The sequence below is a fragment of the Streptomyces sp. NPDC006487 genome, from assembly GCF_042870555.1.
Classification (GTDB): Bacteria; Actinomycetota; Actinomycetes; order Streptomycetales; family Streptomycetaceae; genus Streptomyces.
Map to the genome: position 1 here is coordinate 209,063 of NZ_JBIAHN010000004.1, position 26,070 is coordinate 235,132.

Here is a 26,070-nt window from a genome sequence, read left to right on the forward strand (position 1 = left end):
GGCCGGGCCAAGACGTCACGCGTGCATGCGTTCCGACTCTTCGACGGTAGGTCGGACCCACGGCCCCGAACGCCCGAAAAGGACCCCTGGGGACGGGGAAACGACCCCTTCCGCACAGGACCTCCGGCCCGCCCCGCGGGCCCTTGGCCAGGCTGCACCGGGCCCGCGCCGCGCCTAGCGTGGGAGGGGGACCCACGGGGTGGATCAGGGAGGCAGACCACATGCTCGTCATCGCCGTCCACGGCAGCGCCGACCCGGAGGCCGCCGCGACCATTCGCCGGCTCGTCGCCGCCGTCGAGGCCATCAGCGGGGTGCACGCGCTGGTCGGCCACCTCGACGTGCAGCGCCCCTCGCTCGCCGAGGTCGTACGGGAGCACCCGCGCGCGGTGGTGGTCCCGCTGCTGCTCGGCGACGGTTTCCACCGCCGCGTCGACATACCCGCCGTCCTGGAGGGCACCGGCTGCGCCCTCACCGAGGGCCTCAGCGGCGAGCGCGACATCGCCCGCGCCCTGCACGGCCGGCTGCGCGAGGCCGAGCGGCGCCGCGGCCCGTACACGCGGGCCGACGCGGTGGTGGTGGCCGGCGCCGGCTCCTCCCGCCCCGGCGGCAACGCCGGTACGCAGGCCTGCGCGGCCCAGCTCTCCGCGCTGCTGGAGCACGACGACGACGGAGCCGCCCCCGTCCCCGTGCTCCCCGCCTACCTCACCTCCGCCGGGCCGACCGTCCCCGAAGCCCTGGCCTCCCTCCAGGGCGCCGGGTACCGCCGGATCGCGGTGGCGGCGCACCTGCTGGCCCCGGGCCGCTTCATGCGCACCCTGAACGCCTCGGCCGCCTGGACGGTCTCGGAGCCGCTGGCCGACCACCCGCGCCTGGCCCGCCTCGTCCTGGGCCGGTACGAGTCCGCCCGGGGCACACGCGCCCTGAGGGCCGCGCGCCTCGCTTGCTGAGCCCCTCAGGGCTGCTGTCCTGGGCGGTATGCCTGTGGCCTACGTACCCATGACCGCCCGCAGCCGGGACGAGGGCCACCGCGCCGCGACCCCGCTGGAGCTCTTCTTCGACCTGTGCTTCGTCGTCGCCATCGCGCAGGCGGGCGCCCAGCTCGTGCACGCGCTGGCCGAGGGCCATCCCGGCACCGGCGTGATCAGCTACTTCTTCGTCTTCTTCGGTGTGTGGTGGGCGTGGATGAACTTCACGTGGTTCGCCTCCGCCTACGACTGCGACGACGTGCCGTACCGGATCGCGACGCTCGTCCAGATCTGCGGCGTGCTCGTCTACGCGGCGGGCGTGAGCCGGGCGTTCGCGCAGAACGACTGGACGGTGCCCGTCATCGGCTACCTGATCATGCGCGTCGCGCTCACCGCCCAGTGGCTGCGCGCCGCCTCCGGCGAGAGCGGCGAGGCCCGCACCGCGGCCCTGAAGTACGCGGCCGGGCTGGTCATCTGCCAGGCCGGCTGGGTGGCGCTGCTGTTCGCCCCGGACGGCTCCAAGCGCTGGCTGTTCCTGATCCTGGTCGCCGCGGAGCTGCTGGTTCCGGTGGTGGCCGAGCGCGGCCACCAGACGCCGTGGCACGCCCACCACATCGTGGAGCGCTACGGCCTGTTCACGATCATCGTGCTCGGCGAGACGATCGCGGCGAGCACGGTGGCCGTGAAGTCGGCGCTCGACGAGCACGAGGCCCTGGGCGAGCTGCTGCCGATCGCGGCGGGCGCTCTGCTCATCGTCTTCGCCGCCTGGTGGATCTACTTCGCGGTGCCGATGCACGAGCACCTGGAATCCAACCGGGAGGCGATCCCGTGGGGGTACGGACACCTGTTGATCTTCGCCTCGGGCGCGGCGATCGGCGCGGGCATCGAGGTCGCGGTCGAGCACGCGGTCGGCAAGGCGCACGTCTCGCAACTCGCCGCGAACGCGGCCGTCACCGTCCCGGCCGCGCTCTTCCTGCTGATGGTCTGGCTCCTGCACTCCCGCCACTTCAAGCGGGGCCTCGCCCAGCAGCTGACCCTGCCGCTCTCCGCCCTCGTGGTACTGGCCTGCTCGTGGACGGGCACGTACGCCGTCCTCTACGCCGGCCTGGCCGCGGCGGCGACGGTGGCCATCGGCCTGACCCTGGCCAACCGCACCCCATCCAGCCCCGCCGGCGCTTGAGGAGCGGGGGTCCGGGGGCGGCGCCCCCGGCAACGGCGCCGCGCCGGACCCGTCACCCCCGCGCCCCCGGCACCGTTTTCAGCCCATGACGCTCCCCGCACAACGCCCCGGCCAAGACCCCGCCCCAGCCCCAGCCCCAGCCCCAGCCCCCGGCAGGGAATTGGCCGACCCGGCCTTCTGGCAGGCACCCCCCGCCCACCGGCTGGCCGCCTTCGCCCGCCTGCGGGCCCTGGACTCCCCCGTGTTCGTCCCCGAGGGGAGCGGGCACTGGGCCCTCGTACGGCACGCGGACGTGCAGGAGGCGAGCCGGCTGCCCAAGGTGTTCGCCAGCGCGCCCGGGGTGACGACGCCCGAGCCGGCCCGGTGGGTGCGGGCGCTGTTCGGGGACTCGATGGTCAACCTGGACGGCGCCGAGCACGCGCAGCTGCGCAAGATCGTGCAGCGGGCCTTCACCCCCCGGCTGCTGGCGGCCGCGGAGGAGGACATCCACGCGGTGGCGGCGCGCATCGTGGACGACGTGCTGGAGCGGCGGCCGGACGAGTTCGTCGAGGCGGTGGCCTCGAAGCTGCCCCTGGAGGTCATCTGCAACATGATGGGCATCCCGGAGCGCTACCGCGCCGAGATCGCCGATCGCGTCAACCACGCCTCCGAGAACATCGGCGTCGAGCGGGGCCTGGCCGCCCGGCTGCGGATGCCGGGGCGCGGCCTGCGGGCCCTGGCCCGGATGCAGCGGATGGTGGCGGGGATCGGGCGGGAGCGGCGCGAGAACCCGACCGACGATCTGATCTCGGCCCTGGTCTGCGCGAACGTGGACGGCGAAGCCCTTGGAGCCCGCCAACTCGGCGCCTTCTTCTCCCTGTTGATGGTGGCCGGGGTGGAGACCACCCGCAACGCCATCACCCACGGCCTGACCCTGCTGACCGACCACCCCGACCAACGCGACCTGCTGCTCGAGGACTTCGAGGCGCACGCGGACGGCGCGGTGGACGAGATGATCCGCCACTCCACGCCGATCATCCAGTTCCGCCGGACGGTCGTCGCCGAACACACCCTGGGCGGGCACGCGTTCGTTCCCGGCGACAAGGTGGTGCTGTACTACGCCTCCGCCAACCGCGACGAGGCCGTCTTCCCCGATCCGGACGCCTTCGACATCACCCGCTCCCCCAACCCCCACCTGGGGTTCGGCGGCGGCGGACCGCACTTCTGCCTGGGCGCGCACCTGGCGCGGGTGGAGATGAAGGCGCTCTTCCGCGAGCTGCTGACCCGCCCGGTCGGCCTGCGCGCGGTCGGACTGCCCGACCTGGCCGGGTCGAGCTTCGACAACCGGGTCCGCTCGCTGCGCTTCGCCTTCGAACAGCCGTAGGCCGGTCGGCCGGAGCCACCGGCCCGGACGCGACGGACCGGACGCCACGGCCCGGACACCACGGCCCGGACACCACGGCCCGGACACGACGGGCCGGCCACCGGGCAGGCTGGGAGCCCGGCGGCCGGAGCGGGGGGCCGGTGCCGAGGCCGGCGCGCGGCGTGTGCGCGAGGGGATGCCCGCGACAGGCCCTAGCGCTGCAGGCGCCGGACCGCGAGGACGGCGTGGGCGCTGTGGTTGAGCACCTCGGTGTCACCGGCGAACGCCTGCAGCGTCTCGGCGTCGACCGGCCGGCCGGGAACCGCCTCGGGCCAGGCGCGCGTGGCGAAGAGGAAGTAGGCCTGCCCGCTGTCGGCCGCCGCCTTGACCCACTCCGGCGGGGCGACGCACTTCGCGTTCATGCCCGGCAGGGTCAGCGCGATCTGGTTGCCCTCCAGGAGGATCTGCACCGGGAAGGAAGCCGGGTTGCGGACGCCGTCCATCACCACGTCGCCGATGGGCAGGCCGATCTCCTCCAGCAGCCCGCGGGCGGCCGCCTCGCTCGCCTCGGGACCGTCGGGGCCGTCCCCGAGGATGTAGGCGAGGAGATAGGGAATGTCGTGGGCCTCGTCGGGGTCGCCGATCCACGCGAGCACCGAAAGGGTGCCGAGCTTGGAGCGGTCGAGTTCGGCCTGGGTAGAAGTCATGCGCCGCACCTTAGTGGTCGACGGCCCGGCCCTTTGACGCCGTTTCACCCGGGCGGGCTAGACCGCCCAGAAACCACCTCCGGAATTCGCCAGCATGTTCGCGTCCTGGTACTGGAGCCGCACGATGCGCGTGTTTTCCGGAATTTCGAACACCACCCATCCTTCGGCCCGCTCACCGACCGCGAGCGAATCGAAGACGAGCGGTTTGCCGGTCGTGAGCTCCCCGGTGGGCACCACCGGGTGGCGCTGCCCCGCGCCGTCGAGCGCCCACATGCGCCCGAGAGCCCCGTACGAGGCCCCGCCCACGTTGACGAAGGACATCGAGGCGGCCACCCAGCGCTTGCCCGCCGCCGGGGCGAAGTTCTTCTCGACGCTGACCGCCGGATCGACGTAGGCGGCCAGCACCACCTGGAGGTGACGGCCCACCTCTTTGCCCCTGACCCGTACGGAGTCACCCACATGGGCGTCCTTCGAGGCGGCCCGCGCCACCCCGTCCCGCTCCGCCGAGGGATCGTCCCCGACACCCGGCGCACCGTCGTCCACGGGCACGGCGGGCACCGCGGCCGGGGCGAGGGCGGCCCCTTCGGGGGCGCCGGAGCAGGCCGTGGCACCGAACAGCAGGAGCGGGAGGAGGGCGGCCGTGGCAAGGACGGACTGGCGCATGCGGGATCCCTTCGGGGATCTTCGGGGACGTATTCCGGTCAGTCTCACGCGCCCGAGCGGGCAATTGCACACACCGACACGATCCCGTGGAACGCATTGACCTCCATATGCCAGCACAATGCGTTCCGGCGGAATTCCGCCACCCCCTGAACCCCTCGTCCAACAGGAGGAAACGATGGCCACGACCGGCCCCCGCATGGCCTTGGCCGCACTCGCCGCACTGGGCGCCACGGCGGTATTCACCGCCCCGGCGAATGCCGCGCCGTACGGCAATGGCATTTACGTATCTTCGGAAGCCCGCATCGCTCCCGACGGCACGATCCACCTTTTCGGTGAGTACCACTGCACCGCCCCGTCACCCTCGGGAGCGGTTCAGATCAAGGCGACCATCGAGCAGGAGGACGTCCGCCTCAGCATCGGCGGCGGCGACGCCCAGTGCGACGGCGCGGTGCACGACTGGTCGGCGCACGGCACGCTCCGGCTCACCCCGACCGTGCACGCCGGCGAGGCACTGGCCAAGGCCGAACTGCAGGAGATCCGCTTCGGCGGCGGACTGCTGCCCCGGTCGATCGACACGGTCGCGCAGGACGCCCACCCGGTCCGGGTGATCGACCACCGGTAGCCACCCCCCGCGGTGCGCGCGTACGCCCCCTCCGGTAGCCGCCGCTACCGGGACCCGGGCGTCGCCCGAAGCCTGCCGGAGGCCGTCAACGGCACGCGGGCGCCTCGCCCGTCATCGACATGAAGGCCACCGTCTGACACCCCGGGTCCGTGTCCGGACGGCCGGTCGACCAGTCCACCGCCGTCGCCGCCCCGGCCGCGCACAGCAGCAGCGCCAGGACGCCCGTCACCGCGCGCTTGCTCAGCCGGCGCACGGCAGGTTCCACAGAAACCGTTCCATGGCGGCATCATCACCCCGCCCCCACCGCCCCACAACTCGACGTGAGCACCCGGTCACGGTCCGCCCCTTCACGGCGCGCTCCGCGCCGCGCTGCCCGCCGCGGAGAACTCGCACCACACCGCCTTGCCGTCGCCCCGGGACTCCACTCCCCAGTGCGTGGCCAGCGCGTCCACCAGCAACAGCCCGCGTCCCGTGGTCGCCGACTCCCCCGGGGTGCGCCGGCGCGGCCACACGCTGGAGCGGTCCTTGACCCACAGCCGGATCCGCCGGACCGGCTCCGGCAGCACCTCCATGGTCAGCACCGCTCCGCCGTCGGTGTGCAGCAGGGCGTTGACGAGCAGCTCCCCCGCCGCCAGCTCCACGTCGTCGGCGAGTTCCGGCATGCCCCAGTCGCGCAGCGCCTGGCGCAGGGCGTAGCGGGCCTCGGAGAGCCCCTCCGGGTCCGCCTGGTGCACGTACTGGTGGATGCGCGGTGCCCGGTGGGTGCCCGGGTCCGGGGCCCTGCGCAGCACCAGCAGGGCCACGTCGTCGCCGGAGCCCCAGCGCTCCCACAGCCGGTCCGAGAGGTGGTCGGCGAGCGCCCCGGCTTCCTGGGGGCCGCTGCGGACCGCGTGGGCGAGGGCTTCCATGCCCTGGGTGATGGCGGTGCCGGGCTCTTCCACGAGGCCGTCGGTGCACAGGACGAGGGTCTCGCCGGGGACCAGGTCGAGCCGGGTCTCGGGGAACTCCTCCTGTTCGAAGACCGTGGCCAGCCCGAGCGGCAGGCCGCCGCGCACGTTGGGCCAGCCCGTTCGCCCGTCCGTGTGCCGGATCAGCGGTCCGAGGTGGCCCGCGCGGACCGCCCGTACGCCTCCGGTCTCCAGGTCCACCTGGGCGTACATGCAGGTCGCGAACCGTTCGGTGTCCAGCTCGGCCAGGAAGCGGGAGGCGCGCGCCAGCACCGTGGAGGGCGGATGCCCCTCACCCGCGTAGGCCCGCAGGGCGATGCGGAGCTGGCCCATGATGGCGGCGGCATGCGTGTCGTGGCCCTGTACGTCGCCCACGACGATGCCGACGCGGTCGCGGGGCAGCGCGATCACGTCGTACCAGTCCCCGCCGACCTCGCGTCCGCTCCAGGCCGAGTGGTAGCGCACCGCGATCTCCCCGCCGGTGATCTCGGGGATCCGCCGCGGCAGCATGGCGGCCTGCAGCATGGTGGCGAACTCGCGCTCCTGGTCGAAGAGGAGCGCCCGCTGGAGCGACTGGGCGACGATGCCCGCCAGGCCCAGGCAGAGGTTGCGCTCCTCGGGGCTGAAGTCGGTGCGACGCCGGTAGAAGAGCACCAGTCCGCCGATGGCCTCTGCCTGCGCGATGAGCGGGAGGTAGGCGGCCGCGTCGTACTGGATGCGGCTCAGGTAGTCGGCGAGCAGCGGGAACTCTCCCGCCAGCTCCGTCAGGGAGGTGACGAACCGAGCCTTCCTGCTGAGCACCGCCTGCGACAGCGGCAGCGTGCCGTCCAGGCGGGTGAACTTGCGTTCGCTGAGGATCTCCAGGGACTCCCCGCTCAGCGCGATGATCTTGATGTGGCCGCCCTCGACCAGTCCCAGCGCCATTCCGTCGACGCCGAGCCGTTCCAGCGCGCCCGCACCCGTCAGCGTGGCCGTCACGTCGTCGACCGTCACGGCCCGCGACAGGGCCTCGGTGGTCCGCTGCACGATGGTCGCCTGCTGGGCGCGCGCCGACTCCAGCTTGCGCAGCACCGTGAGGTGGGCGAGCTCGGCCGTCGCGTCCCGGACGATGCCGACGATGCGCACCGGGCGCCCCTCCGCGTCCCGCAGGACCCGGCCCTGGGTGTGCGTCCACTGGTCGCGGCCGTCGCGCCGCTGCACCGTGAAGTACTGGCCGTACGCCTCTTCCCCGCCGTCCAGGGCGCCCTGGACCGTGTCCCGGAGCCGCGCGGAGTCGTCGATCGGGATCCGCAGCCCCAGGCTGTCGGGGGTGCCGTCGAAATCCTCCGGCCCCAGGTCGAAGACCGCCATCCCGGCCTCGTCCATGGCCAGGGTTCCGGCGCCGAGGTCCCACTCGAAGCTGCCCATGCCGTTGAGCGCGAGCCGCTCACCGGGGCCGATGAGGGGGTGCCGGGCGCTTCCGGCACTCCCCGCGCTTCCGGGGCCCTCCGGTCTCTTGTCGCGTCGCTCCGCCGCTGCCACGAGACTCACACCACCTAACGGCCGGGCCAGCACGGCTGGGAAATGAGCCGCTCCCACTCCTCGTCAGGATGCCCCGGAAGGGTGCGTCCGGCCTCCTGCCAGCGCTTGACGAGGGAGAGGTAGATCGTCGAGGGGTCGTACGGGGCCTGCGCGTGCTGGGCCTGCGCGTACGGAGGCTGCGCGTACGGGGCCTGCGCGTGCCGGCCGTGTGCGTGCGGGTACGGGTCCTGCGCGTACGGGGACTGCCCGTACGGCTGCGGGGGCGCCGCCCGCGTCGTGCCGGGCTGCTCCGCACGGCTGGCCGGGATCCTCACCCAGCCCCGGCCCTGTGCGCGCTCATCGCTCATCGCGGACCCCTCTCACGTCGTGTGACTGGCTCTCACGCTCTGTGCCCGGCGGCCGTGGCCCGGTCGGTCCGGGGCGCGCCGGTGGATCCCGTCAGCGGGCTCCGGGCCCCCAGACGCTTGCGGACTCCTGACACCAGTCTCCCCGCCGTGAAGCCGGCACCGTGCACGAATCGCATGGAAGGGCCGAATGAGGGAGCGGTCAGCAGCCCCGCGAAGAACAGCCCGGGCCACGAGGACTCGAAGCCGGGACTCAGCTCCGGCGTCCCGCTCCGTCCCACGGTGGCCAGCGCGGCCCGCAGCCCCGCGTCGAGCAGTTCCAGCCGGGCCAGGTCCGGGGTGAAGCCGGTCGCCGCGATCACGTGCGAGGTGTCCAGGACGACGGACTCCCCGGAGGCGGTGGACAGGCCGAGCCGGGTCCGCCCGCCGGTCGGGACCGCCCGCTGCAACCGGTGCCCGAGCAGGACCGGGACCCGCCGCTCGAAGCGCTCCCGCAGCCACCAGGCCCCGGCGGGCCCCAGCGCGGTCGCCGCGATCCGCTCCCGGGTGGGCGCGGGCAGCCGGCGCACCGCCCAGGGCAGCTCCGACCAGGCCCAGCTGCGCCAGCCGGTGCCGAGGCCGCTGTGCGGATCGCGCAGGGAGCGCAGCGGGGGCCGCCGCAGCGGCTGCGGGACGGTGTTCCAGTTCAGCCGGGAGCGCCGGGCCACCAGGCACGGGCGGGCCCCGTTCTCGGCGAGCAGGGCCGCGGTCTCCAGGGCCGCCTGCCCGGCGCCGAGCACGGCTACCTCGCGGCCGGCGAAGCGGGTCAGGTCGCGGTGGCCGCTGCTGTGCGAATAGTGGGCCGCGGGCAGTTCCCGTAGCGCCTCGGGGTACCGCACGAACGGCATCACGCCCACGGCCAGCGCGACGGTCCGGGCCAGCAGCGGCGGCCCCTCGGCGGTGCGGATCAGGAAACCCCCGCCCTGCGGGGTGACTTCGGTGACGGTCGCCTCCTCCACCGGGGGTGCCGCATGCCGGGCGAACCAGAGCCCGTACGCGCTGAACGTCCCGATGGGCAGCGGAGTTCCGTGTTCGGCGGCGATCCCGCGGCCCGCGCAGTACTCGGCCAGTGTGTAACGCCCGCCGGGAGCCGAGAGGTTGGAGGACCACGGCTCCGACTTGAGGTACATGCCCTCGGGCATGTGGTCCCGCCAGGAGGCCATGGGCCGCCCGAGGACCCGCACCCCGAGCCCCGCACCGGCCGCGTGGGCGGCGATCGACAGCCCGTAGGGCCCCGCTCCGACCACCACGAGGTCGTCCATCCGTGTCACCGCAGTCCCTCCAGCCTCATGGTTCATCCCCTGCCACCTGCGCCCCTGCGCCCCGGGCCGCCTTGCACCCCTGCGTCCCACGCCTCCCACACCCCACGCCCGCAGGGCCGAAACGCGTCACCGCGTCACCGCGTCACCGCGTCACCGCGTCACCGCGTCACCAGCTCGTCCGGCTCCGCCGGGGCCTCCGGCGGGGCGGACCGGGGGGCGGACCCGCCCGAGGCTCCGGCCGCGGCCGGCGGAGGCAGCTCCCGGCCCCGCTGGCGCGGCGCGCGGACCACCGCCCGGGCCGTCCGGCGGCCCTGCGCGGGGACCCCCCGCAGCACCTGCACGGCCTTGACCGCGCCCCGCCCCAGGAAGGCGGCGAGCATCGCCAGGAACGGCATCGGGTCGTCGGCCGCGAACCACGCCGCCTCCACCTGCCCCCGCACCCGGGCCGGTCCCCGGCCCCGGCGCACGGGCGTGGCCGCGGCCGTCCGTACGGACCGCCCCGGCTCGGCGCCCGCCCCGGCGGACGGGGCCGGGGGGCGGCGCGGAAGCGAGCGGCCGCGCACCGCCGCGAGCAGGGCGTAGTTCTCCGCCACGAAGACCCGGCCCGGTCCGCCGGACGGCTCCGGGACCCGTTGGCCCGTCAGATCGAGGTACATCGCCTGGACCACGTCCAGGCCGCCCGTGTCGGTGAAGAGCCGGAACTGCGCTCCCGGCCGCGGGTTGAAGTCCACCAGGCGGAAGACGCCCCGCTCGTCCCGGCGGAAGTCCAGGTCCAGGATCCCCTGGTAGCCGAGCCGCTCGGCGAGCCGCAGCCCCGCCTCCTCCACCTCCGGGTCCGGCAGCCACCGCCCGACCGCCGTCAGCCCCGTCCGCACCGGCCAGGACAGTTCCTTGCGCCCCGACCCGGTGATCAGCGGACGCCCGCCCCGGGCGAACGCGCCGTGGAAGAACCAGTCGGTGTCCGGCCCGGCCGGCAGGAACCGCTGGAGCAGCAGCCGGCTCCCCGCCTCCTCCGCGCGCTCGTACAGCCGGCGCGCCTCGGCGGCCGCGTGGAGCAGGGTGGTGCTGCGCAGGCCCGCGCCCTGGGGCAGCAGCCACGGCCGGCTCCACTTGGCGATCACCGGGAGCCCCAGCCGCCACGCGGCCTCCGCCGCCTCGGCCCCGCTCGCCGGGATCACGGTCTCGGGGTGGGGTACGTCCCACCGGGCGCAGAGCCGCGACAGCTCGGCCTTGTCCGCCACCCGCGCGGGCAGGTCGTCGGGCTGATGGGGGATCCGGAAACGGTCGCTGAGCATCGGTCCGACCCGGGACACCGCGATCGCGCTCAGGTCGTCCATCGCGATGAGCACCGCCGGGCGGCCGATCCGCTCGGAGACCCCGGTCAGGCACTCCAGCAGGGCTTCGGGCGCCTCGGGGTCGACGCCGCCCGAGGGTCCGGGGTGTACGGCACTCAGGTAGCGCGAACGCCCCATGGGACCTCCCCCGGCCTCGACGACGGCATGGACCTCCACACCCGTGCGCCCAAGGGATCTGACGGCGCCGAGGGTTCCGTGGTGGAACGGATTCCGATCGAGTCTGAGCAGAACTGCGGGCACTTGGCTGGGATGCGCGTGCATGGGAACGGTGTCTTTCACCTAGTCGGACCAAGCGGGGAGGATGCGCACGTGCGAATGGCCTAGGAAGAGGTCACCGGACAGGCCATTCGTCAGATGTGATGCCTAACGTCTTTGGTAAGCACACCGATTCAGGAAAGCTCGGGAGACGCCATGCCCAGACCACGCCGCCGACTGGCGAGCACCTGCATCGGAACGGTGACGGCCGGACTGCTCGCCACCGGGGCCGCGCTCGCGGCTCCGGAAGAGCAGAGCGGGGACACCGGCACGGCGGACATCGCCATGGGTGCCTACCTCGACTACGGGCCGCCCGGAGTGGCCCGCATCCCGTTCCTGTCGAACTGGCTGGGCGGCAAGGAGATCCGGGTCGGGCACACCTATCTGCCCGGCGACCAGTGGGCCGGCATCGAGGGCGGCGTCAGCTTCCTGGACGACTGGGCGCAGTGGCGGCGCCAGCGGGACGACCGGATGTTCGTCCTCAACGTGCCCATGCAGGAGCGCAACGAGGCCCGGGTCCCCGACTACCAGGTGGCCCAGCTGATCCGGGCGGGCGCGGACGGCCAGTACGACCGGCACTTCAAGAAGCTCGCCGAACGGCTGGTGGCGCTCGGTGTCCCGGACACGGTGATCGTGCTCGGCTGGGAGATGAACGGCACCACGTACACCCACCGCTGCGGGCCCGACCCGGAGAACTGGAAGGCGTACTGGAAGCGCGTCGTCAACACGATGCGCTCCGTGCCCGGTCAGAAGTTCAAGTTCGATTTCACCCCGAACCGCGGCACGGACGCGATCGGCTGGACCAAGTGCTACCCCGGCGACGACGTGGTCGACATCGTCGGGATGGACTCGTACGACCAGGGGCCCGGCCGGAACTTCGACGAACAGATCAGCCAGCCGTACGGGCTCCAGCAGCACGTCGACTTCGCGCGGGCACACGGAAAAGAGATCTCGTACCCGGAGTGGGGGCTGTTCCGCAACGGGGACAACCCGGAGTACATGCGGCGCATGCTGCAGTGGATCCAGAAGCAGAAGCCGCTCTACCACACCATCACCGACTACTGCCCGCACGGCGTCTGGCAGTGCAAGCAGAACCCGGCCTCGACGAAGGTCTTCCGCGAGGCGCTGACCCCGCAGCGGCCCGACCCGGTGATCCCGACCCCGGTCGTCCCGACCCCCGTGGTGCCCACGCCGGTCATCCCGACCCCGCAGGTCCCCACGCCGGAGATCCCGACGCCGGTCGTCACCCCTCCGGTCGTGCTCCCCAGCCCGCAGGTCCCGAGCCCGAGCCCCGTCGAGCCCAGCCCGCTGGTCCCGAGCCCGGCCGAGCCCAGCCCGGCCGGCCCGAGCCCCGCGGAGCCCAGCCCGGCCGAACCAAGCCCGGTCGTTCCCAGCCCGGTCGCGCCCAGCCCGCAGGTCCCGAGCCCGGTCGTCCCGACGCCCTCGCCCGTGGTCCCCAGCCCGGAGATCCCGGCCGAGCCGAGCCCGGCCGTTCCCAGCCCGGTCGAGCCCAGCCCAGCCGCGCCCAGCCCGGTCGAGCCCAGTCCGCTGGTCCCGTCCCCCGAGGTCAGCCCGGTCGTCCCGGAGGTCCCGAGCCCGAGCGCCAGCCCGGTCGTGCCCAAGCCGGACCCCGAGGTGCCGTCCCCGGCGCCTTCGCCGCTCGTGCCGAAGCCCGAGCCGTCCCAGCCGCCCAAGCCGACGACCCCGCCCGTACCGACCGTGCCGCCCGTCAACAGCACGGAGTGGTGCGTGCCGATCAACTTCGGCGAGTGGCTCTCCAAGCTGGTCGGCAAGCAGTCGGTCTGCGTCAAGGTCGACTGGGGCAAGGAGTCCGGCTTCTGGCCCTTCTAGGCGGGGCGTTCGGGTCATCGGACCCGCAGTTCGTTGAGCCGCGCCCGCCAGTCCCTGGCGGCCGGCAGCGCCTCCCGCAGTGCGTCCACCGCCCGCTCGCGCCCCGTCACCTGCGACTCGTGCAGTCGCAGCAGGGGCGCGAGCGCGGCCGTGGCCAGCAGGAAGCGCTGATTGACCACCGTCCGCGGCCGCCAGTGGTTCTTGTACGGTTCGTTGCCGCGCAGGAAGCTCACCACCGGGCGGCCTTCGGCGAGCGCGCGGGTGGTCTCGTAGCGCAGCAGCAGCGTGGCAACGTCCACCTTCCGGTCCCGCAGATCGGGATCGGCGCCGTAGAGGTAGCCGCCGCTGAGCGTGCCCGAGAGCAGGGTGAGGTTGGCGGCCACCACCTTCCCGTCGAGCCGGAACTCGGCCAGCCGCCCCTCCCCCGCGCGCACCATCCGCCGGGTGGCCCGGGTCAGGTGTTCGGCGAAGCGGGGCTTGAGGTGTTCGGGGGTCACCCCGCGGCCGCGCCACTGCTTCTCGTGCAGCCGCAGCAAGGTCCGTACCGCTCGCGGCACTTCCTGCTCGGTGACCTCGTGTTCCTCGATCCCCGCCGCGTCGGTCTTGCGGAGCTTGGCCCGCACCCGCTGGGCGCCGGAGGACGGCATCCGCTTGACCAGCTCGTCGAAGGGCATGGCCGGCAGCTCCATGCAAGTGGAGTCGGTCAGCTTGCTGCCGATCCCGGGCCAGGCCGCGTACACGGCCTCGGCGGCGGCCCCGGGCCGCACCTCGCGCAGGTCCACCACCGCGCCCCGGGCGGCCCGGTGCAGGCCGTTGGCCAGGGCCGGGACGACCTGGTCGGCGTGCTCCGCGGCCACGAGCACGTCGAAGTAGTCGGTGATGCCCCCGCCGAGCGGCACGAGCAGCGGCAGCGGCCGGTGTACGAGCATCAGCGCGGCCGCGCCGACCAGTTCCTCCCCGCGCCGCACCAGGACGATGCGGAGCCGGCCGTCCTTGCCGTAGGACAGCCACCAGGAGTGCAGCCAGGCATGGCTCTGGAAGGGAGTGGCGGTGGGACAGGCGCGGGCGAGCCGGTTCCACGACTCCTCCAGCGCGGCGAACTGCCGGGGATCGCGGCACAGCGTGACCGACAGGGCCCCGGCGGAGCCGGAGGTCATCGCACCGACTCCTTCTCCTTGGCCGCGGCCGGCTCACCCTGCGCGGGCAGCGAGGCGTATTCCTCGACGGTCTCCACCTCGGCTTCCGCGACGGGCCCCTCCTCCCGCCGCCGGGCGGCGGGCCGGGCCAGCAGCCACAGCCCGCCCAGCAGCCCGCCGGCGCACAGGCCGACCGCACCGCTGAGGGCCGGGGAGGCGGAGGCGGGGTCGCTGGGCGCGACGGCCTGGTTGAAGAGGAGCAGCTGCACGCCGGTGTTCTTGGCGGCCTGGTTGCTGCTCAACGACAGGGCGTCGGCCACGGCGTTGGCGATGTCGGCGGCCTCGCCGGCGCTCTTGGCGGTCCCGGTGATGGCGATCATCGGGGACTCGGGGGAGGTCTCCGCGCGGACCTGGGTCCGGAGCTTCTGCACGCCGATGCCCGCGCGGGGCTGGGCGTACGCGAGGGTCGAACTGCTGGTGGCGATGCGGGCGTAGGCCTGGGCGAAGCCCAGCGCGGTGGCCGGCTCGGTGGTGTCGTCGGGGACCGCGACGACGTAACTGGTGGCGGCGTACTCGGGCGCCTTGAGCACCCCGTACGCCCCGCCTGCGGCGAGCCCCAGCAGCGCGGCGGCGGGCAGCGGCCACCACGCGGGCGGCGGCAGCAGCCGAACCCGGCGCCGGTGGGTGGACTTCTTCTGGTCGGCGGTGTCCGCCATGTGCGTACCTCTTTCCTGGTGGACGGGTGCTTGCTTCGGGACCCGGTGCGGGCCCCTGCGGGTACGGATCAGCCGATGTCACCGCCGGCGGCGGCGTCCCCTGAGGGGCCGCCATCGGCGCGGCCTCCGGTGGGCACGTCCCGGCCCGCCGGCGTCAGATCCGGCGCCTCCGGCGTTTGAGGAGCAGGGGTCCGGGGACTGGCCCCCGGCAACGGCGCCGCACGGTCCGGACCCACCGGGGCAGCCCCCCGAGGGCCCCGGGAAGGACCGGGCAGCGCCACCGCCCGCCGGGACCCGGCCGGCGAGCCGGCCATCGCGTGGTCGTACACGTGCAGCAGCTGCGCCGCGCTCCGGCCGATGTCGTAGCGCCGCACCACCCCGGGCGGCGGCAGCCGCCGTACGCCGGCCTCCATGTGCCCCCGCAGCGCCGCGACGAGCTCCTCCGTGCCGGTGCCGATCCGCCGCGCCCCCGGCGCCTGCGCCGCGGGCAGGTCGTCGATCGCCGGGCAGGTGACGTGGAGCACCGGCAGCCCCGCCGCCAGCGCCTCGATCACCGCCAGTCCGAACGCCTCCTCCCGCGAAGGGGACACGAACACGTCCATCGCGGCGAGCAGCGCCGGGATCCCGGGGGTCCGCCCGTCGGTGCTGTCACCCAGCGGATCCCGCTCGCCCAGCAGGTGGATCCGGCTCTGCGCCCCCAGCTCCGCGGCGAGCCGGCGCAGCGCCGCCCGCTCCGGTCCGTCCCCGGCGAGCAGCAGGTGCGCGCCGGGCAGCGCCGCGACCGCCCGCACCAGGACGTCGAACCGCTTCCCCGGCACCAGCCGGCCGACGCCGCCGACCACGAAGGCCCGCTCGGGCAGTCCGGTCCGGGCCCGGGTGGCCCGCCGTACGCCCTCCTCGAAGCGGAACCGCACGGCTTCGATCCCGTTCGGCACCACGTGCACCCTGCCGGCCGGCACCCCCCATGCCTCCAGCCGGGCCGCCACGGTGTCCGATACGGCGACGGTCGCGGCGCCCAGCCGCTCGCTCGCCAGGTACAGGGCGCGCACTCCGCCCGACAGCGGCCGGCCCTCCATCTCGGCGGCGCCCAGGGAGTGTTCGGTCGCCACGCTCACCCGCACGCCCGCGAGCCGGGCCGCGAGGCGCCCGTACACGCAGGCCCGGTACAGGTGCGTGTGGACCAGGTCGTAGCGGCCCCGCCGGATGAACTTGACCAGCTTCGGCACCGCTCCCAGGTCGCGGTTGCCGCGCATCCCGAGGTGGACGACCCGGACCCCGTCCGCGCGCAGCCCCTCCGCGACGGGGCCGGGGTTGGTCAGCGTCACGACGTCGCAGCGCATCGGCATGTGCCTGAGCAGCAGCCGGAGTTGTTGCTCGGCGCCGCCGACGCCGAGTCCCGTGATGACGTGCAGCACCTTCCCGGGGCTCACAGGTGCACCGCCCGCCGCAGCTCGCGCACCTGGTGGCGCAGCTGCTTGATCCGCAGCCGCGGGCCTCCGTCGGCCTGGCTGATGTGGGTGCGGGGCATCGCGTGGGGTCCGGCGAGCCGGCCGGGGTCGATGGCGCAGGCGTAGCCGTACCCGGCGGTCCGGGTCGCGGCCACGACCCGCGCGTCGAGGTGCCCGTAGGGGTAGCAGAATCCGGCGGGCAGCGTCCCGGTCAGCTCCCGGATCAGCTCGCGGCTGCCGCGCAGCTCCTGCGCGAGCACGTCGTCGGGGGCCGCGGTGAGGTCCTGGTGGAGCAGTCCGTGCGAGCCGATCTCCTGTCCGGCGGCGGCGACTTCGCGGATGCCCTCGGCGGTGAGGAGGGGCTTGCGGGGGCCCAGCGGGTCCCAGACGTTGTCCACGCCGAGCCGCCCGGGCAGGACGAAGAGGGTGGCGGTGCAGCCGTGGCGGAGCAGCAGCGGCAGCGCGCGGGTCAGGAAGTCGGTGTAGCCGTCGTCGAAGGTCAGCCCGACCAGCCCGGCGCCCTGCCCGGCGGCGCGGGCCCGCAGCAGTTCGCCGACGGACACCCCACGCAGCCCCCGGGAGCGCAGCCACAGCAGCTGGGCCTCCAGCGCGTGCGGGGTGACGGTGATGCCGTACGGGTCCTCGGCGGGATCGGTGAACTCGGCGACGGAGTGGTACATCAGGACCCACGGCGAGCCGGTGCGGCGGGCGGGGGCCGCCGCGGCGGCGGGCACCGTTTCGGTGTCAGCGGACATTGCGGAACCTCTGGGTGAGCTGGGAGGTGAGGTGAGCGGTGAGCTGGGCGAGCTGGCCCGGCAGGGCGGTGACCTCCAGGGCCCGTATGGCCATGCCGGTGGCTCCGAACATGGCCGGGACCAGCAGGCAGCCGAGGGCGGCGCTGACCAGCGGGTCGGGGATCATCGGCCCGGCGATCCAGCCGGTGGCGCATGCGGCCAGGGCCGCGACCGAGAGCCGGCCGATGCTGACGGCGACCCGGCGGACCTGGATGGCGATGATCCGCGAGCCGAGGCCGGTGAGCAGCAGTGCGGCGGTGGTGGAGATGCCGGCGGCGTTGGCGGCGGCGATCCCGTAGGTGCCCCACCAGCCGACGGCGAAGGCTCCGGCGACGATGTTGACGAGGAGTCCCGCGCCCATGGCGAGGGCGGGGAACCAGGTGGGCCGGGCGGTGGAGAAGAAGGGCCGCGAGAGCGCCCCGACGAGGCAGTGGCCGAGCAGGCCGAGGCCGTAGACCCGCATGACGGAGGCGGTGGCCTCGGTGTCGGTGTGAGTGAACGCCCCGCGTTCGAAGAGGACTTGGATGATCTGGGGGGCGTACCCGATGACGAGTGCGGTGCCCATGAGGACGGCGAGCGAGGCGAGCGCGAGGTCCCGCTCGACCCGCCTGCGGGCCTTGTCCCGCTCCCCGCCGGCCATGGCCTGGGCGACGACGGGGAAGGTGACGGTGCAGATCATGAGGGAGAGCACCATCGGCATCTGCGCGACTTTTTGGGCGTAGTTGAGGTGCGAGATCGCTCCGGGCGGCAGCCCGGCGGCGAGGAACCGCTCGACGAGCACCTGGGACTGCCGGAACACGGCGAAGAAGATGACCGGGGCGATGACCCCGAAGGCGATCAGCGTCGGCCGGTCCCGGTCGCGCTGGCTGCGCGGGGCGCCCTTGGCGCGGGGCGGTCCGAAGCCCACGTTGCGGATGAAGGCGGGCAGTTGGACCAGGGCCATCAGCACTCCGCCGACGGCGACTCCGGCGGCGGCGGCGCGCACCCCCCACAGGGCGTGCAGGGCGACCATGGTCCCGATGATGCCGACGTTGTACGACACGTAGATGGCGGCTGGCGGCACGAAGGAGCGGTGCGCCCTGAGGGCGGCGCTGAAGTAGCCGGCGATCCCGAAGGACAGCACGGTCAGGGCGGTCCACCGGGTGCACTCGACGGCGAGCCCGGGGTCGGGCAGCCCCGGCGCGAGCACGCCCACGACGAGCGGCGCGGCGACGATGAGCACGGAGGCCACGGCGGCCAGGAGCACCAGCAGCCGCGGCAGCGTGGCCCCGACGAGGAGCCGTACGGGGTCCTGCGCGCGGGCCTCCTGGCGGGTGAGCCCGGCCCTGCTGGCGGCCCGGCGGGCCAGGGCGTGGCTGAACGCGGGCACCATCAGCAGGGCCATGGCGTCCTCGATGAGCAGCGTCGAGGCCATCTCGGGGACGGTCCAGGCGATGAGGAAGGCGTCGCTGTCGTGCCCGGCTCCGAAGAGGTGCGCGATGGTCTGGTCGCGGACCAGCCCGAACACCGCCCCGGCGGCGGTGAGCCCGGCGGTGACGGCGGCCGCCTTGGCGAGTGCGCCGCCCATCCCCGAACGGGCCCCGTCAGCCGCCGCCTCGGGGCCTCCGCCCCGGCGCCCGCGCCCCGCCGTCCCGCGCACCCCGAGGTTCCGCCCGGCCGCGGCACCCGGAACCCGGCCCGTCCCGGCCCGTACGGATCCGGCCGGCGCGGCGCCCAGTACGGGCCCGCGGACCGCCTCCGCGGCGCCCGCCTCCCCGCCCGGCGGGGCGGTCCCGACGGCCCCGGACCCGGCGGGCCCCTGCCCCGGAGCGGCAGCGCTCCGGTCGAGTCCCGGGCCGGGGCGGCCGGCGGCCACCACGCGGCCCGCTCCGGCGTCGCCCGCGGGGACGGGAATGCCCACGTGCGCGGCGCCGCGTCCGGCGGACAGCGGCCCGCCCGAGGCCGCCACGCGGCTCGCGTTCCCGTCCGGACCGGTGGAGGGCGCGGGGGGTGCGGGCGGGTTCGGCGGACGGCCCGCAGCCGCGGCGACCTCGGTCGCCGCGGCTGCGGGCCGCCGCCAGGGCGTCGTATCCGTCACCGGCCGGCCGCACCCTCGGGGAACGCGGCCCGGGCAGGCGCGGCGGCTCGCCGCCGCCCACGCCCGCGGGCGCGGGCACGGGCACGATCGGCGGAGGCGAGCCCGCCCGTCCCGCCCCCGGAGGGAAGCGCCCACCAGGCCGCCAGGCCGATGATCACTCCGGTCAGGACGGTCGACGGGCCCCCGATGTCCGCGTAGAGGAAGTCGGTGAGCTGCCACACGAGCAGTCCGACCGCGACCAGTCCGCAGTCCCGTACCGCGGAGGATCCCGACAGGCACCGCCGCAGGCCCGCCACCAGCAGGGCCAGCCAGCCGCCCGCCAGGGCGATCAGCCCGATCAGCCCCTGCTCGCTCAGCACCAGCAGGTACATGTTGTGCGGGGACAGCAGCGGCTGGCGGATGTACCCCTGTCCCGCGCCCGCGGTGTCGCTGCCGGAGGACAGCGCCAGCCCGGAGTGCGAGTCCCGGTTGGCCGGGAAGCCCTTCAGCCCCACCCCCACCGCCGGCCGCTCGCGCCACATCGACCCGGCCGCGGCCCACATCGTGTAGCGGTCGGTCACCGACTGGTCGGGGGCGTCGGAGACCTGCGTGATCGAGGTCAGCCGCTCCGCGACCATCGCGGAGCCGACGCCGAACCCGCCCACGAGCACCACCCCGGCGGCGGCCAGCGCGAGGAGCACCTTCAGGGCCCGCCGGATCCCGGCCAGGGCCATCACCAGCCCGGCCGCGGCGAAGGTCGCGATCCACGCGCCCCGGCTGAAGGACAGCACCAGCGGGAGCACCAGGACCAGGGCCGCCGCGCCGGAGGCCCGCCGGACCCGGGCCGGCAGTCCCGGCGCGAGCGCGCCGGCCGTGGCGACGACCAGGCCGTAGGCCACGACGGTGGCCATGCCCATGACGTCCCCGGGTCCGAAGGTGCCGACGGCGCGGATGTCCTCGCCCTGGTACGAGGCCCCGGTGTGGGTGGCGAACTGCACCACGCCCACCGCTCCCTGAACCAGTGCCAGCACCACGAAGCACCCCGCGGCCAGCCGGAATTCCGAGGCGCTCCGCACCAGCAGCACGATCGCCGCCGGGACCAGCACGAACACCTGGAGGTAGCGCACGAAGCCGGGCAGGGCCGCGTACGGGTCCCCGGCGGTCACCGTCGCGACGGCGAGCCCGACGGCGGGCAGGCCGAGGACGAACACCCCCAGCGGACTCAGCGGCCGGACCCGGCCCCGCAGGGCCTGGATCCCGCAGACGAACACGAGCAGCAGCGAGGCGGCGTCGGCCGGACCGACCTTCCCCGAGGCAGTGGCGTCACCTGCCGGAACGGGGATCAGCAGGGCCAGTACGGTCGCGGCGAGCGGCAGCAGCGGCCAGTGCCGGCGCAGCAGGTCGGCGGGGTCCGGGCCGGACCATGAGGTCGGTGACGTCGGTGCGGCAAGGCTCATTCTTTAGCTGCCCCCCAGCCGGAAGCGGAAGAAGGAGGCCGCGGTGCGGGCCAGGATCCACAGGTCCTGCCACAGCGACCAGGTGTCGATGTAGTGGTTGTCGAAGCGCGCCCGGTCCTCGATGGAGGTGTCCCCGCGCAGGCCGTTGATCTGGGCGAGACCGGTGATGCCGACCGGCATCCGGTGCCTGGCCTCGTACCCGGGGTGCACGCTGCTGAACTTGGCCACGAAGAAGGGCCGTTCGGGGCGCGGACCGACCAGGCTCATGTCACCCCGGACCACGTTCCACAGCTGCGGCAGCTCGTCCAGCGAGGACTTGCGCAGGAAGGAGCCGATCGGGCTCATCCGGCAGTCGCCGGCCACCGTCCAGCGGGTGGCGGACTCGTGCGCGTCGGCGCGCAGGGTACGGAACTTCAGCAGGGTGAAGGGGCGTCCGTACAGGCCGACCCGCTCCTGCCGGAAGATCACCCCCGGCCCGTCGGAGATCCGCACGGCGAGCGCGCACGCGCCCATCACGGGCGCGGCGGCGAGCAGCGCGATCGCGGCGAGCGAGGAGTCGATGGCCCGCTTCGCGCACCGCTCGACCGGCCGGGCCGGACGCGGCAGCAGCGGCTGGACGGCGTATCCCCACAGCTGGTCGGCGGGCTGCGCGACGCGCATCCCGGTGACCTTGGCGGTGCCCGCGGGGTCGGCGAGCCAGAGCCGGCAGCCGTGGTCGTGGAACAGCCGGACCAGGGAGGCGGTGCGTTCGTCGGCCTCGGGCGGGCGGGTGAAGACGGCGTGCCGGACGGAGTTCTGGATGACGGCCCGTCGGATGTCCTCGTGGGTGGTCAGTACGGGCACTCCCGCGGCCCCCTCCCCGTCGGGCCCGGTGTCCGCGAGCCCGACGGGGCGCAGTCCGTACTCGGGGCGCCCGTGCAGGGCGGCGGCGACCGCGCTCGCTCCGGCGCCGGGTCCGACGACCAGGGCGGAGGCGGGGCGGCGGGCGCGGGTGCGGCGGCGGAGCTGGTTGACGACTCCGCGCCCCGCGCACGCCAGTACGACCTGGACGCAGACGGCGCCGAGCAGCGTGCTCCAGCCCAGGGCATCGCCCGGGGCGGCGGCGGCCAGCACGGCGGCGGCCGCGCACCACAGGGCGGCGGCCCGTCCGGCGAGCGCGGGCAGTTCGAGGAGCGCGGAGGGGGCAAGCCGCGGCCGGTAGAGCCCGGCCTGGGCGTGCAGGGCGACCAGGGCCAGGGCGAGGGGAGCGGCCGCCCCGAGGGGCAGCTCCGCTCCGGGCAGCGCCGCCACGGTCGCCGCGGCGGCGAAGGCATCGGCGGCCAGCAGCGGGGCGATCCCGTCCCGGCGGCGCACCCGCCCCGGCCGTACGGTGGCCCGGGCGCGGTCGGCCTTGGGGCCGCGCGGGGGGTGGATGGCGGTCACGGAACGGCGGACGGCGGTGACGCCGGCGCTGGAGGCGGTAGGGGTGGCCGTACTGATCGCACCGGCGGCGCCGGTGGTGCCGGTGGCCGTGCCGGCGGTGCCGGTGATGCCGCCGGCGGGCCCCGTACCGCCCGGCCCGGTGTGCCGGGCGGGTGCGCTGTCCATCGTCATCGGCTGATGCGCTCCTGGTTCAAGGGCCGGGGCCTGCCCAGCAGTTCGTGATACAGACCGGTGACCGCGTCCGTGGTGCGCCGCACGTCGAATTCCATCCGCGCGTGCCGCTCCGCCTGCTCCCCGAGTGCGGCGAGCAGCCGCGGCTCGGCGAGCAGCCCGCCCAGGGCCTTGGCCAGCGCCGTCGGGTCCTCCGGTTCCACCAGACACAGCCGTCCCTGGCCGGGCGGGAGGCTCTCCCTGGCACCGCTGACGTCGGAGACCAGAACCGGTCGTCCACAGGCCATGGCTTCGAGCGGGGCGAGCGCCATGCCTTCCCACCGCGACGGCAGTACAACGAGATCGGCGGCCCGAAGCCACGGCCGGATGTCGAAGGCGGCCCCCGCGAAGTGGACCGAGGGCGGGGCCCCGCGGCGCAGCCGTTCCATGTCGGGGCCGTCCCCGACGAGCACGAGACGGGCCCCGGGAACGGCTCCGAGCAGCTCCGGCCAGGCACGCAGCAGCACGTCCTGCCCCTTCTGCTGGCAGAGCCGGCCGACGCAGACGGCGAGCGGCCCGTCTCCCTGGAAGGCTGCGGGCAGCGGAAGTTCGGCGCGGGCCCGGGCCTTGTCCTGGACCGGGTCCGGGCCGCCGGGGCGGAAGTGACGGAGGTCGACTCCGTTGCGGATCACCGACCAGCGGGCGGCGATCCCCTCGGACTCGCCGGTGCGGCGTTCGGCCTCGCTGACGCAGAGCACCCGGTCGGCCCAACGGGCCCCGAAGCGCTCCCAGCGCAGCGCGAGCGCGGCGGTGGCCCCGCCCACGGCGTCGAAGGACCAGGCGTGCGGCTGGAAGACGGTCGGGACGGCCCCGCGCACGGCGAGCCGCCCGGCGAGTCCGGCCTTGGCGCTGTGGGCGTGCAGGACGTCGGGCCGGACCCGGCCGATCAGGCGGCGCGCGCCGAGCACTTCGGCGGCCAGGCCCGGCCCGGGAGCCCGCCCGGCACGCCAGGTGAGCACCTCGGCCCCGGCCTCGCGGGCGGCATCCGCGAGCTGTCCGCCGCGCGGGCAGCCGACGTAGGTCCGCAGGCCGGCCGCGGACTGGGCGCGTACGAGGTCGACGACGACGCGGGCGACACCGCCCTCGACCGGCTGGACGAGGTGGAGGACGACCGGAGGCCGGGAAGGGGAGGGGGAAGGAGAGGGAGGTTGTGTCGGCACGTGGAGTGGTCTCCTGCGTTCAGCGGCGCGCGTCTGTCTGAACGAAGAGCACACCGAGGAAATGACCCTGGTTTTCGCCTGTGAACCCGAAGGTCAGGCTGCGGGCGCCACCGGACAGGGCGGGGCTCAGATCGAACACGTCCGCGTCATATCCGAGGTTATTCATATGTTCGGGCTGTCGCACGAACGAGTGATCCCCGAATTCCGTGATCGTGGAATTCATAACATCATTAAAAGGATTTTCTCCGTCGCTGAGACTGATCCGGCGCCCGCTGTCGGCGGTCACCGTGAGTGAATCCCCGAGGGTTCCGCGGTCCCCGTCGTACGCGACCACCCCGGCCCGCCCCTGCGCGCCGGGCGCGGCGTCCAGACCGGTGAGCTCCACCGTCTCGCCCGCCGCCTCGCCGGCCCCCGCGGCCAGCCCTTCGAAGCCGTCCCAGATCGAGACCCTGCGCACCGGCTCCTGCGGGTGCTCGTAGGCCACCACCAGCGTCCAGCCGCCCCAGGCACCCATGGCCGAGTGCCCCATGGCGACGTTCAGCTGGGCCACCGTCCACATCCCGGCGCCGCCCTTGCGGACCAGCGGGGTCACGTCGGCGGAGGCCTGGTAGGCATCGCCGGCCGCGTCGCTGCGGTGCCCGATCGCCGTATCGGCCAGCACCTCCTTGTACGCGCCGCCCGGCTCGGCGACGAGCACCCGGCCGTTGTCCTCCGGCGGCTTCTGCTCGCCGACCCGCAGGTTCCCGCCCCAGTACAGCCGGGCGTACGAGACCTTCGCGCCCGCCGGGACCTTGAGCTCGGCCCGGGTGGAGTTGTAGGTGTCCGGATCCTTGTCGACCTCGTCGTAGAACATCTCGTAGTCGCCGTTGGTCCCGGCCGCGCCCTTGTTGACGGCGGCACACGGCTCGGCCTGCTCGGACTCCTCCTTGCGGCAGCCGATGGACGAGTTCGAGGCCCGGACCAGGCCGCCGTGCTGCACGGCCTGGTAACGCTGGGTGAACGGCACCCGGGGCGCCTCCTTGACCAGCGGACCCCGCGCGCCCGGCGGGGCGACGGCACCTGCCGACGCGCCGGCAAGGGGCGCGTTCACCGAAAGCGTGAGGCAGGACAGCAGACCGAGCGTGCCGAGGATTCTGCGGGAGGAACCCATGACCCTGTCTCCATTTTCGATCAAGGGGACAAAACAGGAGTGAACTTTGTCAGAAGTCAGGAGGGAAATCACGCCGGACTCGCCCGTACGGCCTTTTGGGCGATAACACGCACCCTGGAGACGGGCGGGTCGTTATGGGTTGCACCATTGTTCGAACAGAAAGGAAAAACGGAGATGAAGAAGAGGCTGGTGCGCGGCACCACCCTGGCGGTCGCGAGCACCGCGCTGCTGATGGGCGGCGCGGGCCTCGCCTCCGCGCACGGCGGCGACGGCGCGACGGCGAACGGCTTCACCGGCGAGTCCCCCGGCGTCCTGAGCGGGAACCTGCTCCAGGTCCCGGTCCACGTCCCGGTGAACGTCTGCGGCAACACGGTGAACGTGATCGCCCTGCTGAACCCCTCGTTCGGCAACACCTGCGTCAACGCCTGACGTCAACCGTGCCGCCCGAAACTTCGGCATCCGAGTGAAGACACGCAACCCAAACCGCGGTTGCGCCGTTGATCCGAGTGCTTGAGTACCGGGCAATCCTGCAAATAAGGGACCATCATGATCAAGAAGTTTGCGGCCGGCGCAGCGGTTGCCGCCTCGTTCGTCGGTCTGGGTGCCGCCATGGCCCCGCAGGCCATGGCCATCGGCAACGACCACGGCATCAACACCGTGAACGGCAACGGGGCCTCGCAGATCTACGGCAACCAGGCCACCTACGGCAACATGAGCCCGCAGATGGCGCTCATCCAGGGCTCGTTCAACAAGCCCTGCATCGCCCTGCCCGCCAAGGCCAACGTCCAGTCCGTCCTGGCTCTGGTCAACGTCGGCGTCCAGGACATCCCGGTCCTGTCCAGCCCGCAGAACCAGCAGTGCACCGAGAACTCCACCCAGGCCAAGGGCGACGAGGCTCTCTCGCACATCCTCAGCAACATCCCGGTCCTGTCCGGCAACGCCTCCGCCGGCAGCTGACAGCGCCGCGCCAGCTGACACAGCACCGCGCCAGTGGGGCCGTCGCACCTTCGGGTCGCGGCGGCCCCGCCGCATGTCGGGACCCGAATAAGGACCCTGAAGCAACCAGAAGAATCCGGCAACAATTCCGGACGAACGAGCATCTGAGTGAATTGGCCGGAGGCGCGCAAAAATCCCCGGTTTCTTTTCCCGCACCCACTCGTTGTTAATTCTGCAGCGGATAGACCTCTGCGGGAAGGAAACGAAAACAAATGACGTACAAGAAGGCAGTGGTGCTGGCCGCCGGCATTCTCATGGCCGCCGGTGCCGCCTCCCCCGCCATGGCCGACTCGGCGGCGGACGGCAAGGCTGTCGGCTCCCCGGGCGTCCTCTCCGGCAACGTGCTCCAGGTCCCGGTCCACGTCCCGGTCAACGTCTGCGGCAACACCGTCAACGTGATCGCCCTGCTGAACCCCTCGTTCGGCAACACCTGCGTCAACGCCTGACGAAGCGCCTGTGCCCGCAAGGGCAG

General features: G+C 73.9%; 24 protein-coding genes. 8 read left to right on the forward strand and 16 right to left on the reverse strand.

Translation table 11 applies throughout. From position 1 onward, the window contains the following. Positions 1-221: 221 nt before the first annotated feature. The 3 genes from ACFYM0_RS08395 to ACFYM0_RS08405 all read left to right on the forward strand — a co-directional run bounded on the left by ACFYM0_RS08395 (position 222) and on the right by ACFYM0_RS08405 (position 3,508). On the forward strand, positions 222-947 hold the full coding sequence (locus ACFYM0_RS08395) for a sirohydrochlorin chelatase (protein ID WP_388498071.1): 726 nt from the start codon (positions 222-224) through the stop codon (positions 945-947). Positions 948-975: 28 nt separating this feature from the next. Next, positions 976-2,145 carry a low temperature requirement protein A gene (locus tag ACFYM0_RS08400; RefSeq protein WP_388498074.1) on the forward strand — a complete coding sequence of 390 codons (1,170 nt, stop codon included), beginning with the start codon at positions 976-978 and terminating at the stop codon, positions 2,143-2,145. 85 nt (positions 2,146-2,230) lie between these two features. Further along, positions 2,231-3,508 carry a cytochrome P450 gene (locus tag ACFYM0_RS08405; protein WP_388498076.1) on the forward strand — a complete coding sequence of 426 codons (1,278 nt, stop codon included), beginning with the start codon at positions 2,231-2,233 and terminating at the stop codon, positions 3,506-3,508. Positions 3,509-3,699: 191 nt separating this feature from the next. On the opposite strand, the gene ACFYM0_RS08410 is transcribed toward ACFYM0_RS08405, so the two are convergent. Together ACFYM0_RS08410 and ACFYM0_RS08415 are read right to left on the reverse strand one after the other, a co-directional pair. Next, positions 3,700-4,194, reverse strand: a complete 495-nt coding sequence (locus ACFYM0_RS08410; protein ID WP_385377937.1) for a DUF5949 family protein — start codon at positions 4,192-4,194, stop codon at positions 3,700-3,702. 57 nt (positions 4,195-4,251) lie between these two features. Continuing rightward, positions 4,252-4,857 carry a DUF4352 domain-containing protein gene (locus tag ACFYM0_RS08415; RefSeq protein ID WP_388498080.1) on the reverse strand — a complete coding sequence of 202 codons (606 nt, stop codon included), beginning with the start codon at positions 4,855-4,857 and terminating at the stop codon, positions 4,252-4,254. Positions 4,858-5,032: 175 nt separating this feature from the next. Here ACFYM0_RS08415 and ACFYM0_RS08420 point away from each other — a divergent pair, with 175 nt between their 5' ends. Beyond that, entirely contained in the window at positions 5,033-5,479 is a 447-nt protein-coding gene (locus tag ACFYM0_RS08420; RefSeq protein WP_388498082.1) for a DUF6299 family protein, read from the forward strand. A gap of 85 nt (positions 5,480-5,564) precedes the next feature. On the opposite strand, the gene ACFYM0_RS08425 is transcribed toward ACFYM0_RS08420, so the two are convergent. The 5 genes from ACFYM0_RS08425 to ACFYM0_RS08445 form a co-directional block, all read right to left on the reverse strand. Next, positions 5,565-5,744 (reverse strand): hypothetical protein, encoded by a 180-nt coding sequence (locus ACFYM0_RS08425; RefSeq protein WP_243335422.1) that lies wholly within the window; start codon positions 5,742-5,744, stop codon positions 5,565-5,567. A gap of 82 nt (positions 5,745-5,826) precedes the next feature. After that, a complete protein-coding gene (locus ACFYM0_RS08430; protein WP_388498511.1) occupies positions 5,827-7,947 on the reverse strand; it encodes a SpoIIE family protein phosphatase in 2,121 nt (706 codons plus the stop codon). A gap of 14 nt (positions 7,948-7,961) precedes the next feature. Beyond that, the gene (locus ACFYM0_RS08435) at positions 7,962-8,294 is read right to left on the reverse strand and encodes a hypothetical protein (protein WP_388498085.1); all 333 of its coding nucleotides are present in this window, start codon (positions 8,292-8,294) and stop codon (positions 7,962-7,964) included. Positions 8,295-8,326: 32 nt separating this feature from the next. After that, positions 8,327-9,592, reverse strand: a complete 1,266-nt coding sequence (locus tag ACFYM0_RS08440) for an NAD(P)-binding domain-containing protein (RefSeq protein WP_388498513.1) — start codon at positions 9,590-9,592, stop codon at positions 8,327-8,329. Between the two features lie 158 nt (positions 9,593-9,750). Next, positions 9,751-11,064 (reverse strand): ATP-grasp domain-containing protein, encoded by a 1,314-nt coding sequence (locus tag ACFYM0_RS08445; protein ID WP_388498088.1) that lies wholly within the window; start codon positions 11,062-11,064, stop codon positions 9,751-9,753. Positions 11,065-11,358: 294 nt separating this feature from the next. On the opposite strand from ACFYM0_RS08445, the gene ACFYM0_RS08450 reads away from it, so the two are divergent. Next, positions 11,359-13,053, forward strand: coding sequence for a glycosyl hydrolase (locus ACFYM0_RS08450; RefSeq protein WP_388498091.1), 1,695 nt, complete (start codon positions 11,359-11,361; stop codon positions 13,051-13,053). A gap of 14 nt (positions 13,054-13,067) precedes the next feature. On the opposite strand, the gene ACFYM0_RS08455 is transcribed toward ACFYM0_RS08450, so the two are convergent. From ACFYM0_RS08455 to ACFYM0_RS08495, 9 genes are all read right to left on the reverse strand, one after another. After that, positions 13,068-14,210: a GNAT family N-acetyltransferase gene (locus tag ACFYM0_RS08455; protein ID WP_388498093.1), complete on the reverse strand. Its 1,143-nt coding sequence runs from the start codon at positions 14,208-14,210 to the stop codon at positions 13,068-13,070. Continuing rightward, a complete protein-coding gene (locus ACFYM0_RS08460; RefSeq protein WP_388498095.1) occupies positions 14,207-14,905 on the reverse strand; it encodes a lipopolysaccharide biosynthesis protein in 699 nt (232 codons plus the stop codon). Before ACFYM0_RS08460 ends, ACFYM0_RS08455 begins: the two co-directional genes overlap by 4 nt. A 68-nt stretch (positions 14,906-14,973) precedes the next feature. Continuing rightward, a complete protein-coding gene (locus ACFYM0_RS08465; RefSeq protein ID WP_388498097.1) occupies positions 14,974-16,335 on the reverse strand; it encodes a glycosyltransferase in 1,362 nt (453 codons plus the stop codon). Continuing rightward, complete coding sequence (locus ACFYM0_RS08470) at positions 16,332-17,108, reverse strand: polysaccharide deacetylase family protein (RefSeq protein ID WP_388498099.1); 777 nt, start codon at positions 17,106-17,108, stop codon at positions 16,332-16,334. The genes ACFYM0_RS08465 and ACFYM0_RS08470 overlap by 4 nt, the downstream gene beginning before the upstream one ends. Next, positions 17,098-19,224: a lipid II flippase MurJ gene (locus tag ACFYM0_RS08475; protein WP_388498101.1), complete on the reverse strand. Its 2,127-nt coding sequence runs from the start codon at positions 19,222-19,224 to the stop codon at positions 17,098-17,100. The genes ACFYM0_RS08470 and ACFYM0_RS08475 overlap by 11 nt, the downstream gene beginning before the upstream one ends. Next, complete coding sequence (locus tag ACFYM0_RS08480; RefSeq protein ID WP_388498104.1) at positions 19,221-20,660, reverse strand: O-antigen ligase family protein; 1,440 nt, start codon at positions 20,658-20,660, stop codon at positions 19,221-19,223. The genes ACFYM0_RS08475 and ACFYM0_RS08480 overlap by 4 nt, the downstream gene beginning before the upstream one ends. A 3-nt stretch (positions 20,661-20,663) precedes the next feature. Beyond that, positions 20,664-22,253, reverse strand: coding sequence for an exopolysaccharide biosynthesis polyprenyl glycosylphosphotransferase (locus tag ACFYM0_RS08485; RefSeq protein WP_388498107.1), 1,590 nt, complete (start codon positions 22,251-22,253; stop codon positions 20,664-20,666). Then, the gene (locus ACFYM0_RS08490; RefSeq protein ID WP_388498110.1) at positions 22,250-23,452 is read right to left on the reverse strand and encodes a glycosyltransferase; all 1,203 of its coding nucleotides are present in this window, start codon (positions 23,450-23,452) and stop codon (positions 22,250-22,252) included. Before ACFYM0_RS08490 ends, ACFYM0_RS08485 begins: the two co-directional genes overlap by 4 nt. Before the next feature lie 19 nt (positions 23,453-23,471). Then, positions 23,472-24,674: a DUF3344 domain-containing protein gene (locus ACFYM0_RS08495; protein ID WP_388498112.1), complete on the reverse strand. Its 1,203-nt coding sequence runs from the start codon at positions 24,672-24,674 to the stop codon at positions 23,472-23,474. A gap of 102 nt (positions 24,675-24,776) precedes the next feature. On the opposite strand from ACFYM0_RS08495, the gene ACFYM0_RS08500 reads away from it, so the two are divergent. The 3 genes from ACFYM0_RS08500 (at position 24,777) to ACFYM0_RS08510 (ending at position 26,044) form a co-directional block, all read left to right on the forward strand. Then, on the forward strand, positions 24,777-25,031 hold the full coding sequence (locus ACFYM0_RS08500; protein WP_327253214.1) for a chaplin: 255 nt from the start codon (positions 24,777-24,779) through the stop codon (positions 25,029-25,031). A gap of 117 nt (positions 25,032-25,148) precedes the next feature. Then, complete coding sequence (locus ACFYM0_RS08505) at positions 25,149-25,559, forward strand: rodlin (protein WP_112451357.1); 411 nt, start codon at positions 25,149-25,151, stop codon at positions 25,557-25,559. 251 nt (positions 25,560-25,810) lie between these two features. Beyond that, on the forward strand, positions 25,811-26,044 hold the full coding sequence (locus tag ACFYM0_RS08510; RefSeq protein ID WP_388498117.1) for a chaplin: 234 nt from the start codon (positions 25,811-25,813) through the stop codon (positions 26,042-26,044). Positions 26,045-26,070: the final 26 nt, after the last annotated feature.